Source organism: Mycobacterium sp. NGS40, from assembly GCF_059812735.1.
The window spans coordinates 233348-249892 of the sequence record NZ_JCALDG010000007.1 but is presented as its reverse complement, the minus strand read 5'-3'; the positions used below and the strand labels follow the sequence as shown (position 1 = coordinate 249892).

Below are 16545 nucleotides of genomic sequence, written 5' to 3'. Positions count from 1 at the left end.
CCGTGCCTCGCGGATGAGCGTCGGTGCCCCCTGCCCGCCGTGTTGGACTTCAACGGACATTATCTCGTCCCGCCCCGCAACCGCTCGACGGCGAGCCGTCCCGCCCCGATCTGTTCGCTCGGCGGCAGCGTATCGGCGTCGATGACCGCCGCTACCGAGCCCTCCGGGCCGGTTGCCAGTTCGGTGTCGGCCGGTATCCCGCGCTTGAGCAACGCCAGCGCGATCGGGCCCAGATCCACGTGATCGACGACGGTGCCCAGCCGTCCCACCACCCGCCCGCCCGCGAGCACCGCGTCGCCGGTCGACGGCCGGTCCACCGAGCCGTCGAGGTGCAACAAGACCAGCATTCGGGGTGGTTTGCCCAGGTTGTGGACTCGGGCGACGGTTTCCTGGCCGCGATAGCAGCCCTTGTCCAAATGGACGGCCCCGTCACCCGGACCACCGATCCAGCGCACCTCGTGCGGAATCGTGCGTTCGTCGGTGTCCACCCCGAGGCGCGGGCGCACGGCCGCGACCCGATGGGCTTCGTAGGCCCATACCCCGGCCGGACGCACGCCGGCCTGCGCGAAGCGGCGTTGCCAGTCGGCGGCATCGCCCCGCGGTACCAATAGGTCGAGTTCGATCTGGCCGGCTCCGGAGGTGGGCATCCGCCGCACGAAGCCGCCGCCGGGTAGCGGGATCGCAGCCACCTCGTCGGGCAGGGCGTCCAGGCCGAGCACCTCGAGCACCGCGCGGTCGCCCAGCCGCGGTCCGATCAGCGACAACACCGCCAGGTCGGCGGCCGCGGGCGTGACGTCCGACCAGAACACCATCTTGCTCAGGTAGTTCAGCAGCGGCTCACCGCGCCAGGGTTCGGTGTCTAGGTAGCTGACGCCGCCGAGCTCGGTCTGCATCCAGTGGTCCTCCACCCGGCCCTGCCCGTCCAGGCTGAGGTTCTGCGTGCTGGCCCCGTCGGGTAGCTCGCTGACGTGTTGGGTCGAGATGTTGTGCAGCCAGCTCTGCCGGTCCGCGCCGGTCAGGGTGAGCACCGCGCGATGCGAGCGGTCCACCAGCACGGCATCGGTTTCGGCCGCGCGCTGCTCGCTGAGCGGGTCGCCGTAGTGCCAGATCGCGCCGGCGTCGGGCCCGGAATCGGGGGCGGGTGCTGCAGTCATGTGCGCTGCTCCTCCTCATCGCTTCGTCCCCCGCAAGCGGGCGGTACCCCCACTGCATCGTGGCTAGCGCAGGTCACACGTCAACTCTACGGATCTGGGCTCTGGTCCAACGAGTGTGCGGCCAGCCGCACGTTGGGCGACGAGTGCGCGGCCAGCCGCACATTCGGCAGTGTCTGCGTGCTGTCGCCCGTTCGCGGCCGGCGTAATCACGCGACCCGATAGGCTCTTTCGGCATGGCAGCCCAGACGGGTGTGATCGTCACCCTCGACGGCGAGATACATCCGCCCGATACCCCGCTCTTGCACGCCGACGATCTCGCGGCCGTGCGCGGTGACGGTGCCTTCGAGACCCTGCTGGTCCGCGACGGCGGTGCCTGTCTCGTCGGGTCGCATTTGCAGCGCCTGACTCAATCGGCCAAATTCATGGACCTGCCCGAGCCGGACCTTCCGAAGTGGCGGGCCGCGATCGACATCGCCACCCGGGAGTGGGTGGCGGGCTCGTCTGCCGAAGCCGCGTTGCGGCTGATCTACAGCCGCGGGCGTGAGAGTGGGTCCGAGCCCACCGCGTACGTGATGGTCAGCGCGGTTCCGGAAAGGGTTGCCGTGGTTCGCCACAATGGCCTGGCGGCGATCACGCTGGACCGAGGACTGCCCGCGATCGGTGTCGGCGAGATGCCCTGGCTGTTGGCCGGTGCGAAAACCCTGTCCTACGCGGTGAATATGGCCGCGTTGCGCCACGCCGCCCAGCGGGGCGCCGGCGACGTGATCTTCGTCAGCTCCGACGGCTACATCCTGGAAGGCCCGCGTTCGACGGTGGTGATCGCCACCGATTCCGATGCGGGCCCGGACCGCAATCTGTGCCTGCTGACGCCGCCGCCCTGGTATCCGATTTTGCGCGGCACCACCCAGCAGGCGTTGTTCGAGGTGGCACGCAGTAAAGGCTACGACTGCGACTACCGGGCGCTACGGGTCGCGGATTTGCATGCTGCCCAAGGAGTCTGGTTGGTATCGAGCATGACCCTGGCCGCTCGCGTGCACACGATCGACGGCCGTCCGCTGGGTCGATCGCCGATGACCGAGGACTTCGCCCAGCTGGTCGACGCGGCGATCGTCAGTGATCGCTGAGCGCTGAATTGTGTTGTCGGCGCGCGCAGTGGCGGGTACGGTCGGCCGTACACAAGGAAGGAGGTGGTCCGCGAAATTGATAGCTTCATGGACATGTGAGGTGGCTACGCGCTAGCTGCATGGCTTCCGAAGAGCTAGCGATATACGCGCGCTGGCGAATTCCACGTAGCCACCCGGCCCCCGAGCTTCCCGGTCTGTCCAACCGGGAGCATGGCTCGGGGGCCGCTCCATGTCTTGGGCCTTTAGTCGTCCACCTTCTTGGCGATCTGCTCGGCGATCTTGCCGGCTTGGCCCGGCGCGGCATCCGGGCCGCACACATTCACCTCGATGACGTTGGCGCCCTCCGCGTGCAGCACGTGGTGGCAGGTTTTGGCATTGTCCGAACGGGTGCGTTGCATCGCGATCCGGGGTACGGTCCCGTCGACTTGGGCGAATGTGTAATCGAAGCTCTTGCCATTGAGCTTCTCCGTCACCGTTTTTCCGGCGCAGGCCTTCCACTTGTCGGCGGATGCCGCGACGAACGCGCTCGCCTTCTCGGACGACGAGAATTCCGAGACGGCCTCGATGATCCGCAGCGGCGGGTCCTGTCCAGGCGAGTGCACGACCAGCGTGCTCGTGGCGGTGAATCCGCCGGCGTCCTGATAGACCGCCGCGATGGTGGGCTCGAAAGCGCCGGCGCACTCGGGATCGGACAGCGTGTACTTCGGGCTGCGTAGCCCACTGACTTTTTCGCCGGGCACCAACGTTGGGTCACCTACGATGGCGCCGACTTCAGGGGCGCCGATCAGGAAGGAATCCAGCTTCGCCGAGCCCGGATTGGGTGCCGAATTCGGCGTGGCCGGAGCCGAATTCGAGTTCGACGCCTGCGGAGCAGGCTTGGGCTTGCTGCTCTGCGTGGTCATCACCACGACGATCGCGATCGCGGCGATGACCGCGACCGCGGCACCGCCGATGATGAGCAGCCGCTTGTTCGATCCGCCGCCGCCGGCCGCGCCGCCGCTCACCGCGGTCGGGACGGTGACAGCGTTCGCGCCGCTGGGTGCTGCCGCGGGAGTCGACGCAGCGGCAGCAGCCGGAGCCGCGGCCTTGGCGGCGCCTCCGGGCGAACCGTCCTTGGCCTCGATTTCGGCCAGCACGTTGTCGATTTCGCTTCGGGTGCGGTAGGTGACGTCGTGCCGCAGGCGCAGCATGCGCAACAGCTGCGCGATGTCGCCGCGGGCGCTGGGGTCGTCGCCGTCCTCGTCGAACCCGGAGCGCAGTTCGACCAACAGCTGGAGCTGCTGCTGCGGGCTCAGCTCTTTTTCGGCCAGGGTGTTCCCCAGCCGGGTGATGTAGCCGAACGGCACCGGGGGCTCTTCGGGCAGCGGGTCGGGCAACGGCACGGGCTTGCTGCGAAGCGCGTGCACGGCGGTGACCAACTGGATGCCGGCGTCCACCGTCGGTTCGCGGTAATCGATGATCTGCAATGCGGCAAGGGGATTCACGCGCATGCTGTCGACTTCACCGATCCGGACGGGAAGGATCGGACGGCCCAGCGCCTGGGCGTAGCGCAGCTCCGCCTGGCTCGGCTTGGATTGCAACCAGTTGCTCGACAGCGCGACGATGAACACTTCACAATCGCGGATCTGCTCGAGGATCTTGGCCCACCACGAGTCGCCGCCGCCGAGCTCTTGGTCGAACCACACCTGGTTCTGTCCGCGGCGAAGGGCGGTGGTCAGGGCGTCGACCGTCGACCGATCTTGGCTCGAGTAGCTGATAAACAGCGCCATCGCACTCTCCTAGGGTGAAGCGGAGCTAACCAACTGGGGCGAAAGCCTGCCTGCGCGACCCATACGCACATGCGCCGATACCGTATCAGTGTTGGGCCGCTTCAGGATGCGCAAATTTTCAGCGCGATTTCGGACTCGCAAACAGACGACCGGTCACCCCTCGCCACCGTTTGGGGCATGGGCTTCTTCGGGCGGTCGGTACGCGGCGTAGCGCCGGGCGAACTCGTCACCGGGGACCGGCCACTGCTCACCGCTGGCTCCGCGCACCACCCAATCGCCTTCGGCGGCACTCGTCGGCCCCTCCAGGGTGTTGATGGTTTCGCCCGGATACGCCGGGCGGGCTTGTACCCGCCCCTTGCGTTGCCACTGCCCGTCGCCCGCGGGCTCGTAGGTGTCCCGGAAAATGTCGTCACGCACCGACCAGACCTTGCCGTCCTCGGAGATGGCCCAGTCGCCCGCGTCGGCGCGCATCGGGTGCCCGGAGTCCGACGTCCATGCCCATGGCGCGCTTCGTTGCTCGGCGGTGACCGTCCCCACCCGGGTGAAGGACTGCCACAGCGGACGCGACCGGAAGCCCAGCTGCCGCAGGCTCCACAGCGTTCCCGCCAAACTGCGCACCGCGGCGTTGAGCAATTCCGGGTCGCATTCCACGGCGGACCAGTCGACCAGCTTGTTGTGGATCTTGCGTGAGTCATCGCGCGGGGAGCCGTATTTCCAGCCGTTGCGCCGGTAGTAGCGACACCAGTCCTCGTGCTCTGCCCGGGCCATCCGCAGCGCGGAATCGTGGTCGAAGCCCATCAGCGCAAGCTGTTCCAGCGGCGTCAACTCGGCCATTTCGCTGCCCGAGAGCTGTTGTGGCGGGCTGCCCCAGGTGTTCCAGGTATGACCCGCGATTTGTTCGACCATCCATAACGCGTTGCGGACCTGGCGCCGGTTGGACCCGCGGTAGAACTCGTTGAGCTCGGCCCACGGCACCGATGCGGGGCCCCGCGTCCAGCTCGGGTCGATCGTGGCGACATAGCGTTCGTGGATCAGCCGGGCCGCGCGCTCCCAGGCGTCCTGAACCTGACCCTCCTGGGTGTCGAGCACCAGCGAGTAGGACTGCAGTCGGCCGACGACCTGGATCGAGTCGTCGGTGATGCTGGTGTTCAGGTCGGAGGCGTAGATGGGCATGTCGGGGAAGCGGGCGGCCAGCCGGGCCGCGGTTGTTCCGGCATGCGCGTCGACGAAGATGACCGCGCTGGTGGCAGGGTCGACATCGCCGATCAGCTTCAGCATGGTCGGTATCGCCGGGGCCTCGGCAACCGCGTCGATCGTCGGGCCCTCGGAGGCGAATCCCGCTTGCTGGCGGTGGAACTCGTGATCGCGCAGGTACTCTTCGGCGTCTCGTTCGACGAGGGTCAGCGCGGGCAGCGTGACCGCGCCGGGCGGGGTGTAGAAGTCGCGCTCCAGCGCGCGCTGGGTCAGGTCGGCGCATAGTGCCAGTGTCAATTGCGAAGTGCCGCAGACGAATACCTGCTTGGTCCGCCCGGTCGCCAGAATGCTGTTGAGTAACCGGCCCGCGGTCACCTCGTATTTGCCGACCACGTCGGCCGCCCATCGGGTGTCCGACCCGCCGAACTGCTGGGCGCGCCACGCCTGGGCCAGCCAGGGATCGTCCATGCGCACGATCAGCGGCAACCGCTGCTTGTGCGCGATTTCGGAGAGCCGGCGGCTGATCAGGTCGAGCCACATCAGGTTGAGCGCCGGGTCCGGTGCTATCAGGTAGAGCCGAGAAAGGCGGCGCCACAGCCGAAGTGACACCAGGGTCGACGGGGTGTTGAAGTCCACCAGCACCACCCGGGCGCCTTGGCGGCGGGCCCGCTGCACGCGGTCGTCGCTGGCGCCGGTGATGACGACCAGGGTGCTGCGCCGGTCCAAGGTGCGCCCGACGGCGCTGAGCATCGACTGGGTGTCACTGTCGATACCGACGACCGCCGTAACGGATTCGGCCCAGTTGGCCCGTATCCGGTCCACCTGGGATCGGAAGACCCCGACCACGGCACCGCCCAATCCGGTGAAGATGGCCGACAGCGCGGCGATCCGGGCCAGTTCCAGGCCGACGGGCGTGGGGCTCGGGCAGGTTTTCCCGCCGACCGAGAAGTCCCCGGTACCGCCCTTGACCAGACTCGCCGTCGCCATCAGGGGAGTGAAGAAGGCCGGATGGTTGGCGTCGTGACATCCCCAGTAGGAAGTCAGCCCGAGGACCGCCGTCATCGGGACCAGGGCTGCAATCAGGGTGAACGAAACACCCACCACCCGGTGGCTACCCGAGCGGAAATTCAGCACCGACGCCCAAATGAGCACGACGACAACGACGGCGAGCGTCGGCATCGATCCCGGCCGGCCGAACCACCCCAGCCAGGCTGGAAATGAGTCGTCGACCGACGGGCGCGCATCCAGGACGGCCAAGTAGGTGATCAACACCAGGCCGACCGCGGTTACGGCCCAACGCAAGATGGGCGAGGGTGCCCTCTTGGGACGCATCCGCCGATCTCCCTTCGCGCGGTCGCTCGGACGTCGAACAGTACACGCAATAGATTGGGCGAAGGCAATGGTTTGGTGCGAGTGCGAATTAGCTAGTCGGGCAACAGCAGCGGGCCGCTAGCCGACGAATCGCGACAGCCGCGCCGACAGGTGCGGGACCAGTCCGCCGTCGGCGTCCACCCGCTCCTCCACGTAGGCGAGGTCGCCGCCTTCGACGATGCCGTAGAGGCGCTTGGCGCCGCCGACCAGAACGCCCGATCGGCTGCGGGCCAGGGCATCGGTCACCAGCTCCCACGACGACTGGTTGCGCGGGCGCCCATAGAAGAGTTCGACGTAACCAGACGAGTGTGCCAGCAACAGCTCGATGGCCTGGGATTCGCTCAGGTCGTCGGGGTCGAAGACGAATCGCCAGAAGCCGGTCTCGCGCAGGCCGGGTTCCTGGTAATTGCCGTCGCCGTCCACGCGCCAGGATCGGGCTTCCCAATTCAGGTAGTCGCCGCCGTCGTGGGAGACCACGATCTGCTGCCCGAACCGGTAGTCGCCATCGGGTCCGCGGCCCTCGCCCTCGCCCCGCCAGACGCCTACCAGCGGCAACAACGCCAGCAGCGCGTCGTTGAGGTTGGCGCCTTCACGCAGGTTCGCCGTGTCGGGCGGGACCGGCAGATCGTCGAAGGCCGGGATGTTGCGGGCCGCGGTCACCTTGGCGCGTTCGGCTGCGGCAGCCACCGCGCGGTCGCCGGAGCCTGCAGAACCGGCCGGTCCCTCAGGGTCCTCGTAAGTCACGACTCGTCGGTGATGAGTCGGTAGAGGGTGTACAACGCGAACCAGGAGATGACCACGACTGTCGCGACCAGCATGATCTCGAAGAAGAGCACCACGCTGACGAGTCTATTCGCCTCGCGCCGTCAACCGCGCTCCCGGGTGATCCCGGTCGCGGCGTCGGCGGTCATGCGATCTTGACGTCCACCTCGTGGATACCGGCGCCCGACGGCGCGACGACAGCGTCGCCGTTGCCCGCCTTGGACAGCGCACGCAGCGTCCACGCTCCCGGTGCGGCGAAGAACCGGAAGTCGCCGGTGGCCGACGCGACGACCTCTGCCGTGAACTCGTCCGACGAGTCCAGCAGGCGGACAAAGGCGCCACCGACGGCCTGGCCGTCGCGGTCGACGACGCGGCCGGTGATCACGGTTTCCTTCTCCAGGTCGACGCTGGCCGGCAACGTCTGTCCTTGCCTAGGTGCAGAGCACATATCAGCTTCCCAACTCGATCGGGGCGCCCACCAGGGAGCCGTATTCCGTCCAACTGCCGTCGTAGTTCTTGACGTTCTTATGCCCGAGTAATTCCTGCAGGACGAACCAGGTGTGCGACGAACGTTCCCCGATTCGGCAATAGGCAATCGTTTCCTTGGTGCCGTCCAGGCCGGCGTCGGCGTACAGCTTGGCCAACTCCTCGTCCGACTTGAAGGTGCCGTCCTCGTTAGCGGCGCGGCTCCACGGCACGTTGATCGCTCCCGGAATATGTCCGGGTCGCTGGCTCTGCTCCTGCGGCAGGTGCGCGGGCGCCAGGATCTTGCCGGAGAACTCGTCGGGGGAGCGCACGTCGACCAGGTTTTTGGTGTTGATGGCCGCGATGACCTCGTCCCGGAACGCCCGGATGGTGTTGTCCGGCGGCGCCGCGGTGTATGAGGTGGCCGGGCGGCTGACGGGGTCGGCGGTCAGCGGGCGCCCGTCGAGCTCCCACTTCTTGCGGCCGCCGTCGAGCAGCTTGACGTCGTTGTGGCCGTAGAGCTTGAAGTACCAGTAGGCGTAGGCGGCGAACCAGTTGTTGTTGCCGCCGTAGAGCACCACGGTGTCGTCATTGGCGATGCCGCGGTCGGACAGCAGTTTCGAGAACTGCTGGGCGTCGACGAAGTCGCGCTTGACCGGGTCCTGCAGGTCGGTGCGCCAATCGAGCCTGACCGCACCGGCGATGTGGCCTGCGTCGTAGGCACTGGTGTCCTCGTCGACCTCGACGAACACGACGTTCGCCGTGTCGAGGTTTTTCTCAGCCCATTCGGCGGAGACCAGGACGTCAGAGCGTGCCATGGGGTGGATCCTTTCGATTACTTGCGATGAACGTGGGTTACGCCGGGCCGGCGGTCGGTCGTAAGCGAACCACAAGCGGATACAGCTGGCAGCCCAGGCAGATGCCGAAGGCCGCATTCAGGAACGCCGCCACCAGCGCGAAGGCCGTCGCGACGACGCCCACCAGGGGAGCGCCGACAGCGAATCCGGTCGTACCGACGATCGCGAAGACCAGGCCTACCAATTGGGCGAACTTCAGGGGAGCCACGGGTTCGCGCTCCTTGACCGGGCCCAGCCGGGGTGCCACCAGCGTGGCGAACACCCGGCCATAGGGGTGGCGGCGCGGGCCGCCCAGAGCGCCGATTCCGAAGATGACGGCCTGCAAACCCAGGATGACCGCGGCCGCCGGCGGGCTCAGCGCGGAGACGAGCAGGGTGACGACCAGGACCGCAGTGGTGACCCAGGCGGCGAATCTGGGTCCGCGAACGTCGACGCGGTCCAGCTGGGCGGTGGTATCGGGGCTTGACACGAAAGACTCCTATTCGCCTGTTGCACGGAAAAGTAGAGACACACCACGGTGGGGTTCCGGGCTGCTCCGAGTGCTGCGCGGGCGGGCGCGGCTACTCAGCAGCTACAGCAACAGCGACAACAACAACCCGCGATGCGGCACAGATCGACTGCGCGACGCCTGGTGAGCATGGGCTCCATGCGGGATAACACGTCGGTCAGCTTACCCAATGACATCGCGATCAAGCCAACAGCGGTTCGAGCGCGGAGCGCAGGTCGGCGGGCTTGGGGACACCCGATACCCGGAAACGCTGACGTCCGTCGACGTCGAAAATCAGGGTTGTCGGCAGCGACAACACCGAAAACCGGCGTGCGGCTGCGGGGTTGGCGTCGATGTCGACTTCGACGTGCGCCACGTCGCCCATGTTGTCGCACACCTGGCCGACCACCCGGCGGACACGATCGCAGGGTCCGCACCACGGTGCGCTGAAATGCACGACGGTCGGCCCGGTACTGGACAGGCCCAGGTCCGCGGAGTCGGCGCCGGCGCTCTCGCCGGGTCCGGGAGCAACCTGTTTCAGGCTTCCGGAGTGCCGGGTCATCAGCCAACCGGCAACTGCCGCCAGGGCAACAGCCGCCAGGATCGCGACGACGACGGTGGTGGTCATGATTGCTTAAACCCTTCGAGGGTCACGGTTACTCCCGTGGTGATGCCCTCGATGATGACGTCCGAGCCGCGAGCTCCCACCGTGCGCGGCGCCACGCCGAACGGAAGCCGCTGATTGGGCAGTCTGGCGGCGAACACGCGCAGCACGGCGTCGCGCTTATCGTCCGGGACGGCCTGGTTGGCGGTATCGGGTCCGGTCATGATGCCGGTCGGGGTGAACACGAGTGTCGCCGGGTCATCAGCAGCGATCGACAGGTCCACCGACACGCTCACCCGGTGGTCGAAGTTTGCCGATTTAGGGGTGCCGCTGAACACCAGCCCGTGGTTGCCGGAAATACCCGATTCGGTGGTGCCGCCGGTGGCGTCGTTGGTCTCGGCGGGTGGCGCCTCCACCATCAGGTCGTCCATGCCGAGGTAGCGGCCCAGGTGCGTCGAGTCGAGGATGATGCGGCTCTCCAACTTGCCCACCGGTAGCTTCGCATCGGGTCTGATCAGCCACGATGCGTAGGTCAGGTCGATCGAGTGCATGGTGGCTTCCAGCGTGGCCTTGCCGGTCGGCGCGTGCTCGATGCCGTTTGCCTTGATCTCCAGCTCGTTGTAGTGGCGGCGAATGGCCTGCGGAATGAACGGGAAGGCCAGGATGGCCACGAAGGGGTCTGACCCCAGATCCGCCGCGTTGCGTACGGTGCGCGAGAGGTGGTATTCGGCGTAAATGCTGGCGCCGTAGTCCACGCCGACGGCGCCGACGACGATGGCCGCCACGACGGAAACCGAGGCGATCACACTGATCAGCACCCTGTGCATGCGCATATTGTGGCGTAGTTCGCCGCGTGGCGCGGCGGCGGATTCCGGTCTGGATTGCCTCGTGGCGGGGCTCACAGTCGTCAGCAAGGACACGCACAAAGGCCAGGTAGCACGTTATCGTTAGATGGCCTGGCCACTAACGCCGCGTGGCTTTATGAATCTGGGAGATGCCTTTCCCACGAGCTGGAGGGGCTTGTTGGAGCTACTACTACTCACCTCTGAGCTGCACCCGGACCCAGTCCTGCCGTCGTTGTCTTTGCTTCCCCACACCGTGCGGACGGCGCCGCCCGAGCCTTCTTCCCTGCTGGAGGCGGGGACCGCGGACGCGGTGCTCGTGGACGCGCGCACCGATCTGTCGGCCGCGCGCGGGCTTTGCCGTCTGTTGAGCACCGCGGGCCGGTCGGTGCCGGTGGTGGCGGTGGTGGCCGAGGGCGGGCTGGTCGCGGTCAGCGCCGACTGGGGGCTGGACGAAATCCTGCTGCCCGGCACCGGACCCGCCGAGGTTGACGCCCGGATACGGCTGGTGGTGGGTCGCCGCGGTGGGCTGGCCGACCAGGAAAGCGCCGGCAAGGTCAGCCTGGGCGAGCTGGTGATCGACGAAGGCACCTACACCGCGCGGCTGCGGGGCCGCCCGCTGGACCTCACCTACAAAGAGTTCGAGCTGCTGAAGTACCTGGCCCAGCATGCGGGCCGGGTGTTCACCCGCGCCCAGCTGCTGCACGAGGTGTGGGGATACGACTTCTTCGGTGGCACGCGCACGGTCGATGTGCACGTGCGCCGGCTGCGGGCCAAACTCGGACCCGAGTACGAGGCGCTGATCGGCACGGTTCGCAACGTGGGCTACAAGGCGGTTCGCCCGGCGCGCGGACGAGCGCCGATTCCCCAACCCGACGACGAGCCCGAAAGCGACGAGGCCGACTCCGAAAATCTACAGGATCCACTGGCCGACCCGCTGCGCAGTCAGTGATCGCGCCTGACTGGCGCTCCGCACTGACCGCGCAAGAGCAGCAGCAGGTGCGTGAACTGGTCGCTGCGGCAACCGAATTGGATGGGGTAGCACCCGTCGGTGAACAGGTACTTCGCGAACTCGGGCAGGACCGCACGGATCACCTGCTGGTCACCGCTGACAACACGATCCAGGGCTACCTGAATCTCAGTCCGCCGCGTGACGGCGTTGACGGGATGGCCGAGCTCGTAGTCCACCCGCAGGCGCGCCGACGCGGTATCGGCACCGCGATGGGGCGCGCGGCAATCGCCAAAACCCTTGGGAATAACCGTTTTTGGGCCCATGGCACGCTGGCGCCGGCCGCCGCGACCGCGGCTGCGCTGGGGCTGATCGCGGTGCGGGAACTCGTCCAGATGAGGCTCTCGCTGCACGAGATCCCCGGGCCGGTAAGCCCGTTGCCCGGCGTGCGGGTGCGTACCTATGCCGGTACCGACGACGACGCCGAGCTGCTGCGGGTCAACAACGCCGCGTTCGTCGACCACCCCGAGCAGGGCGGATGGACCGCGGCCGACCTGGCCGAGCGGCGCAGCGAGCCGTGGTTCGACCCGGCTGGCTTGTTCTTGGCGTTCGACGACAGCGATGCGCTACTGGGCTTCCACTGGACCAAGGTGCATCTCGACCAGCCGCGGCTCGGCGAGGTGTACGTCCTCGGTGTCGACCCGTCCGCGCAGGGCCGCGGTTTGGGGCAGATGCTAACGGCCGTGGGCATCGAGTCGCTGGCGCGCCGGCTCCTCGGGTCGCCGGACTCGGGCGGCGTCACCGTGTTGCTCTACGTCGAATCGGACAATGTCGCTGCGGTTCGGACCTATCAGCGACAGGGATTCACCACCCACAGCGTCGACACCGCCTATGCGCCGGCGTCCACCACCGGCTGAAAGAAAGCGCAGGCAGAAGTGGCGTGCCAGCTGACAATTCACCGCACGTTCACCACCTAGGCACTCTTGTGAACGGTGCGTCAGCGCATAGTTTCGAGCGGCGGCGGCCGCATGCGTCGAAACAGTGTCAGAAAGCGAGATCGGTGAGCCTGGACAACGTGGGCAAGGCGCTGGCGGCAGCGGTGCTGACGATCACGATGACCAGTGCGGGCCTGACGGCCTGCGGCAGCGATGACAACCGTCACGACCCGGCCTCGGGCGCGTCCTCGGGACCCGCCGGCACGCCGACCTGCGGCGGCAAAAACGAACTGACGGCCGAAGGGTCGACCGCCCAACAGAATGCGATGGCGGTGTTCGGCCATGTCTGGGGCCAGTACTGCCCGCGCAAGTCGGTGTCGTACAACCCGACGGGATCGGGAGCGGGCCGCGAGCAATTCATCGCCGGCCACGTCGATTTCGCCGGATCGGACTCGCCGCTGATCGCCGACCAGATCCTGCCCGCCACCAAGCGCTGCAACGGAAACCCCGCGTGGGACCTGCCGTTGGTGTTCGGCCCGGTGGCGCTGGTCTACAACCTGCCCGAGGCCAAGACGTTGATCGTCAACAGCGATGCGCTGGCCAGGATTCTGACCGGCCGGATCACCTTCTGGAACGACCCTGTCCTGACGGCGCTGAATCCCGGTGTCGCCCTGCCTGACATCAGGATCGCGCCGATCTACCGGATGGACTCGTCGGGTACCACCGACAACGTGCAGAAGTTTCTGACCGCCGCAGCGCCCGAGAGCTGGTCGCAGGGAGTCGGTACCGAATTTCTGGGCGGTGTCGGCGAAGGAGCGACGAAGTCCTCCGGTGTGATCCAGGCGGTGCGAGCCACCCATGGCGCCATCGGATACGTCGAGAAGGGTTTCGCGGACCAGGCTGGCCTTCCCTACGCCCAACTCGCCACGGCCACCGGCGTGGTCCCGCTGACCACCGAGACGGCCAGTGCCGCGATCGACACGGCCACCTTCGTGACGGGAGGCAACGACCTGGTGCTGAACCTGAATTCGATGTATGCCGCCCAGCAGCCGGGCGCCTACCCGTTGGTGCTGGCCACCTACGAGATCGTCTGCTCGAAGGGTTATGACTCCGAGACCGCCAAGGCGATCAAGTCCTTCCTGAGCGTGGCGGCGAACACCGGCCAGGCCAACCTTTCCTCGGCCGGCTACATCCCGTTGACCGATAAGGTCAAGGAGCGACTGATCACCGCGATCAATGCGATGCAGTAGCCCGCGGGCCCCAGGAGCACACCAAAACCAGCAGTGACGGATTGACAATGACTACGCCAGATCCATCCCAGGCGGGTTCGGGGGCGGTTGTCGCCGCGTCCTTTCCGGAGGCGCCAGTCGTGCCCATCCGCTCCTGGAAGGCTGTCGAATCCCGGTTCGGGGACCGGGTCTTTCGCAAGTTCGCGGAGACCTCGGCGGTCCTGGTCGCCACCGTCGTCATCGCGATCGGCGGGTTTCTGCTGATGCGCGCCGTACCGGCGTTCAAGCGCAACCAGGAAGACTTCTTCACCTACCGCGGCAACTGGGTCACCACCAACACCTCGGCGATGCACTTCGGCATCCTCGACCTGCTACAGGTGACAGTGTTCATCTCGGTGTTCGCATTGATCCTGGCGATGCCCGTGGCGCTGGGCGTCGCCATCTTCCTCACCCAGTACGCACCGCGGCGGCTCGCCGGGGCGCTGGCCTACACGGTCGATCTACTGGCCGCGGTGCCCTCGATCATCTACGGGGTATGGGGCCTGTATGTGCTGGCGCCGCAGCTGCGGCCGGTCGCGACCTGGCTGAACCAGTCGCTGGGCTGGTTCTTCCTGTTCGCCGACGGCACTGCGTCTCCCGCCGGCGGCGGCACCATCTTCACCGGCGGGATCGTGCTGGCGGTGATGATCCTGCCGCTGATCACCGCGGTCACCCGGGAAGTTTTCGTGCAGACGCCGAACGAGCAGATCGAGGCCGCGCTGGCCCTCGGTGCCACCCGCTGGGAGGTCGTCACCACCACGGTGTTGCCGTTCGGTAGGTCGGGGTACATCAGCGGCGCGATGCTCGGGCTGGGCCGCGCCCTGGGCGAGACGGTCGCTCTGCTGATCATCTTGCGCGGCACTCAAAAGGCGTTCGGCTGGTCGCTATTCGACGGCGGCTCGACCTTCGCGACAAAGATCGCGGCCACCGCGTGGGAATTCAACGACCGATATAAAGCCGGCGCGTATATCGCGGCGGGACTGGTGCTTTTCGTGCTGACCTTCATCGTCGATGCGCTGGCGCGCGGCGCCCTCGCCGGGATCCGCAAGGGCGCGCGATGACCTCGATCTACGACCGGCCGCTCAAGGCTCGCACACTGTCCGGACTCGGACGGCGCCGCCGGGCTTCGAACATCGTTGCGACGGTGTTGGTTTCGCTGTCGATGCTGATTGCGCTGGCGCCCCTGCTGTGGGTGCTGGGCGCGGTTGTCGTCAAGGGATTCAACGCGATCGCGTCCACGTCGTGGTGGACGCATTCGCAGGCGGGCACGACGCCGTTTGCGCGCGGAGGGGGTGCCTACCACGCGATCGCCGGCACCCTGTTGCAGGGATTGATGTCCGCCGCGATCTCCGTCCCGATCGGGGTCATGCTCGCGATCTATCTGGTCGAGTACGGGGGCGGAACACGGCTTGGCAGACTGGCCACATTCATGGTGGACATCTTGTCCGGTGTGCCATCAATTGTTGCCGCATTGTTCATCTACGCGTCGTGTGTAGCCACGCTGGGCCTTGGCCGTTCCGGGTTCGCGGTGTCGTTGGCGCTGGTCTTGTTGATGCTGCCGGTGATCGAGCGATCGACGGAGGAGATGCTGCGGATCGTGCCGATGGATCTCCGCGAGGCCAGCTACGCGTTGGGCGTGCCGAAGTGGAAAACCATTGTCAGGGTGGTGATTCCGACCGGGCTGCCGGGCATTATCACCGGGATCATGTTGGCGCTGGCACGGGTGATGGGCGAGACGGCGCCGCTGCTTGTCTTGGTCGGTTATTCGCAGGCGATGAACTTCGATCTCTTCAAGGGATTCATGGGGACGTTGCCTGGCATGATGTTCAACGAGACAGCAGCGGGCGCAGGCGTTAACCCGGTTCCCACCGAGCGGCTCTGGGGCGCGGGGCTTACCCTGATCGTGATGATTGCCGCGATCAACGTCGGAGCCAGAATGGTTTCGAAGATGTTTGCTCCCAAGAAGTCCTAGGCAGGAGTACCGGTGGCCAAGCGGTTGGACCTCAAAGACGTCAACATCTACTACGGGTCGTTTCAGGCGGTCGCCGACGTGACGCTGTCGATTCTTCCGCGGAGTGTGACGGCCTTCATCGGCTCATCCGGCTGCGGCAAGACGACCGTCTTGCGCACGCTGAACCGGATGCACGAGGTCATCCCGGGTGCGCGGGTCCAGGGCGCGGTGATGCTTGACGATGAAAACATCTACGCCCCCGGCATCGACCCGGTTGCTGTACGACGGGCGATCGGCATGGTGTTCCAGCGGCCAAACCCGTTTCCCGCCATGTCTATTCGCGACAACGTGGTGGCGGGGCTGAAGCTGCAGGGCGTGCGCAATCGCAAGCTGCTCGACGAAGTCACCGAACACTCGCTGCGCGGGGCCAACCTGTGGGATGAGGTCAAGGATCGGTTGCACAAACCCGGTGGTGGTCTGTCCGGCGGACAGCAGCAGCGGTTGTGCATCGCGCGCGCGATCGCCGTTCAGCCCGATGTGTTGCTGATGGACGAGCCGTGCTCCGCGCTGGACCCGATCTCGACGATGGCGATCGAGGAACTGATCAGCGAGTTGAAGCAGGACTACACGATCGTGATCGTGACGCACAACATGCAGCAGGCCGCTCGTGTCAGCGATCAGACGGCGTTCTTCAACCTGGAAGCCGCGGGCAAGGCCGGCCGGCTCATCGAGATCGACGACACCGAGAAGATCTTCTCCAACCCCAAACAGAAGGCCACCGAGGACTACATCTCCGGTCGCTTCGGCTAACGG

The 16545-nt window shown here is 66.7% G+C and carries 17 protein-coding genes and 1 pseudogene; 7 read left to right on the top strand and 11 right to left on the bottom strand.

What is annotated here, in order from left to right:
* Nucleotides 1-59: 59 nt before the first annotated feature.
* Entirely contained in the window at nucleotides 60-1154 is a 1095-nt protein-coding gene (gene ygfZ / locus AC5Y5O_RS13745; RefSeq protein WP_096290167.1) for a CAF17-like 4Fe-4S cluster assembly/insertion protein YgfZ, read from the bottom strand.
* A pseudogene (locus tag AC5Y5O_RS13740) lies at nucleotides 1151-1222 on the bottom strand (16S rRNA (guanine(966)-N(2))-methyltransferase RsmD); the annotation flags it as partial. The pseudogene AC5Y5O_RS13740 and the gene ygfZ, both read right to left, overlap by 4 nt.
* A 183-nt stretch (nucleotides 1223-1405) precedes the next feature.
* On the opposite strand from AC5Y5O_RS13740, the gene AC5Y5O_RS13735 reads away from it, so the two are divergent.
* The gene (locus tag AC5Y5O_RS13735; RefSeq protein ID WP_096291377.1) at nucleotides 1406-2278 is read left to right on the top strand and encodes an aminodeoxychorismate lyase; all 873 of its coding nucleotides are present in this window, start codon (nucleotides 1406-1408) and stop codon (nucleotides 2276-2278) included.
* A gap of 242 nt (nucleotides 2279-2520) precedes the next feature.
* Here the strand turns inward: AC5Y5O_RS13735 and AC5Y5O_RS13730 are convergent, their stop codons facing one another.
* From AC5Y5O_RS13730 to lmeA, 9 genes are all read right to left on the bottom strand, one after another.
* On the bottom strand, nucleotides 2521-4047 hold the full coding sequence (locus AC5Y5O_RS13730; protein ID WP_500025584.1) for a sensor domain-containing protein: 1527 nt from the start codon (nucleotides 4045-4047) through the stop codon (nucleotides 2521-2523).
* 153 nt (nucleotides 4048-4200) lie between these two features.
* On the bottom strand, nucleotides 4201-6543 hold the full coding sequence (locus AC5Y5O_RS13725) for a hypothetical protein (protein ID WP_500025583.1): 2343 nt from the start codon (nucleotides 6541-6543) through the stop codon (nucleotides 4201-4203).
* A gap of 147 nt (nucleotides 6544-6690) precedes the next feature.
* A complete protein-coding gene (locus AC5Y5O_RS13720) occupies nucleotides 6691-7356 on the bottom strand; it encodes a heme-binding beta-barrel domain-containing protein (protein WP_096290164.1) in 666 nt (221 codons plus the stop codon).
* A 163-nt stretch (nucleotides 7357-7519) separates the two neighbouring features.
* Nucleotides 7520-7822: a DUF1416 domain-containing protein gene (locus AC5Y5O_RS13715; RefSeq protein ID WP_036471607.1), complete on the bottom strand. Its 303-nt coding sequence runs from the start codon at nucleotides 7820-7822 to the stop codon at nucleotides 7520-7522.
* A gap of 1 nt (nucleotide 7823) precedes the next feature.
* Nucleotides 7824-8657, bottom strand: a complete 834-nt coding sequence (locus tag AC5Y5O_RS13710; RefSeq protein WP_096290162.1) for a sulfurtransferase — start codon at nucleotides 8655-8657, stop codon at nucleotides 7824-7826.
* Nucleotides 8658-8694: 37 nt separating this feature from the next.
* Nucleotides 8695-9165 carry a DUF4395 domain-containing protein gene (locus AC5Y5O_RS13705; RefSeq protein WP_500025582.1) on the bottom strand — a complete coding sequence of 157 codons (471 nt, stop codon included), beginning with the start codon at nucleotides 9163-9165 and terminating at the stop codon, nucleotides 8695-8697.
* 95 nt (nucleotides 9166-9260) lie between these two features.
* A complete protein-coding gene (locus AC5Y5O_RS13700; protein ID WP_372513296.1) occupies nucleotides 9261-9344 on the bottom strand; it encodes an Ms5788A family Cys-rich leader peptide in 84 nt (27 codons plus the stop codon).
* Nucleotides 9345-9385: 41 nt separating this feature from the next.
* On the bottom strand, nucleotides 9386-9811 hold the full coding sequence (locus tag AC5Y5O_RS13695; RefSeq protein ID WP_096290160.1) for a thioredoxin family protein: 426 nt from the start codon (nucleotides 9809-9811) through the stop codon (nucleotides 9386-9388).
* Nucleotides 9808-10620, bottom strand: coding sequence for a mannan chain length control protein LmeA (gene lmeA, locus AC5Y5O_RS13690; RefSeq protein WP_500025581.1), 813 nt, complete (start codon nucleotides 10618-10620; stop codon nucleotides 9808-9810). Before lmeA ends, AC5Y5O_RS13695 begins: the two co-directional genes overlap by 4 nt.
* Nucleotides 10621-10807: 187 nt before the next feature.
* On the opposite strand from lmeA, the gene AC5Y5O_RS13685 reads away from it, so the two are divergent.
* From AC5Y5O_RS13685 to pstB, 6 genes are all read left to right on the top strand, one after another.
* Nucleotides 10808-11581, top strand: a complete 774-nt coding sequence (locus AC5Y5O_RS13685) for a winged helix-turn-helix transcriptional regulator (protein ID WP_096291376.1) — start codon at nucleotides 10808-10810, stop codon at nucleotides 11579-11581.
* Entirely contained in the window at nucleotides 11578-12495 is a 918-nt protein-coding gene (gene mshD / locus AC5Y5O_RS13680; RefSeq protein WP_096290158.1) for a mycothiol synthase, read from the top strand. Before AC5Y5O_RS13685 ends, mshD begins: the two co-directional genes overlap by 4 nt.
* Before the next feature lie 143 nt (nucleotides 12496-12638).
* Nucleotides 12639-13763, top strand: coding sequence for a phosphate ABC transporter substrate-binding protein PstS (gene pstS / locus AC5Y5O_RS13675; RefSeq protein ID WP_423790940.1), 1125 nt, complete (start codon nucleotides 12639-12641; stop codon nucleotides 13761-13763).
* Nucleotides 13764-13810: 47 nt separating this feature from the next.
* The gene (gene pstC / locus AC5Y5O_RS13670) at nucleotides 13811-14842 is read left to right on the top strand and encodes a phosphate ABC transporter permease subunit PstC (protein ID WP_500025580.1); all 1032 of its coding nucleotides are present in this window, start codon (nucleotides 13811-13813) and stop codon (nucleotides 14840-14842) included.
* Nucleotides 14839-15753 (top strand): phosphate ABC transporter permease PstA, encoded by a 915-nt coding sequence (gene pstA, locus AC5Y5O_RS13665; RefSeq protein ID WP_096290156.1) that lies wholly within the window; start codon nucleotides 14839-14841, stop codon nucleotides 15751-15753. Before pstC ends, pstA begins: the two co-directional genes overlap by 4 nt.
* Nucleotides 15754-15765: 12 nt before the next feature.
* A complete protein-coding gene (gene pstB / locus AC5Y5O_RS13660; protein WP_096290155.1) occupies nucleotides 15766-16542 on the top strand; it encodes a phosphate ABC transporter ATP-binding protein PstB in 777 nt (258 codons plus the stop codon).
* Nucleotides 16543-16545: the final 3 nt, after the last annotated feature.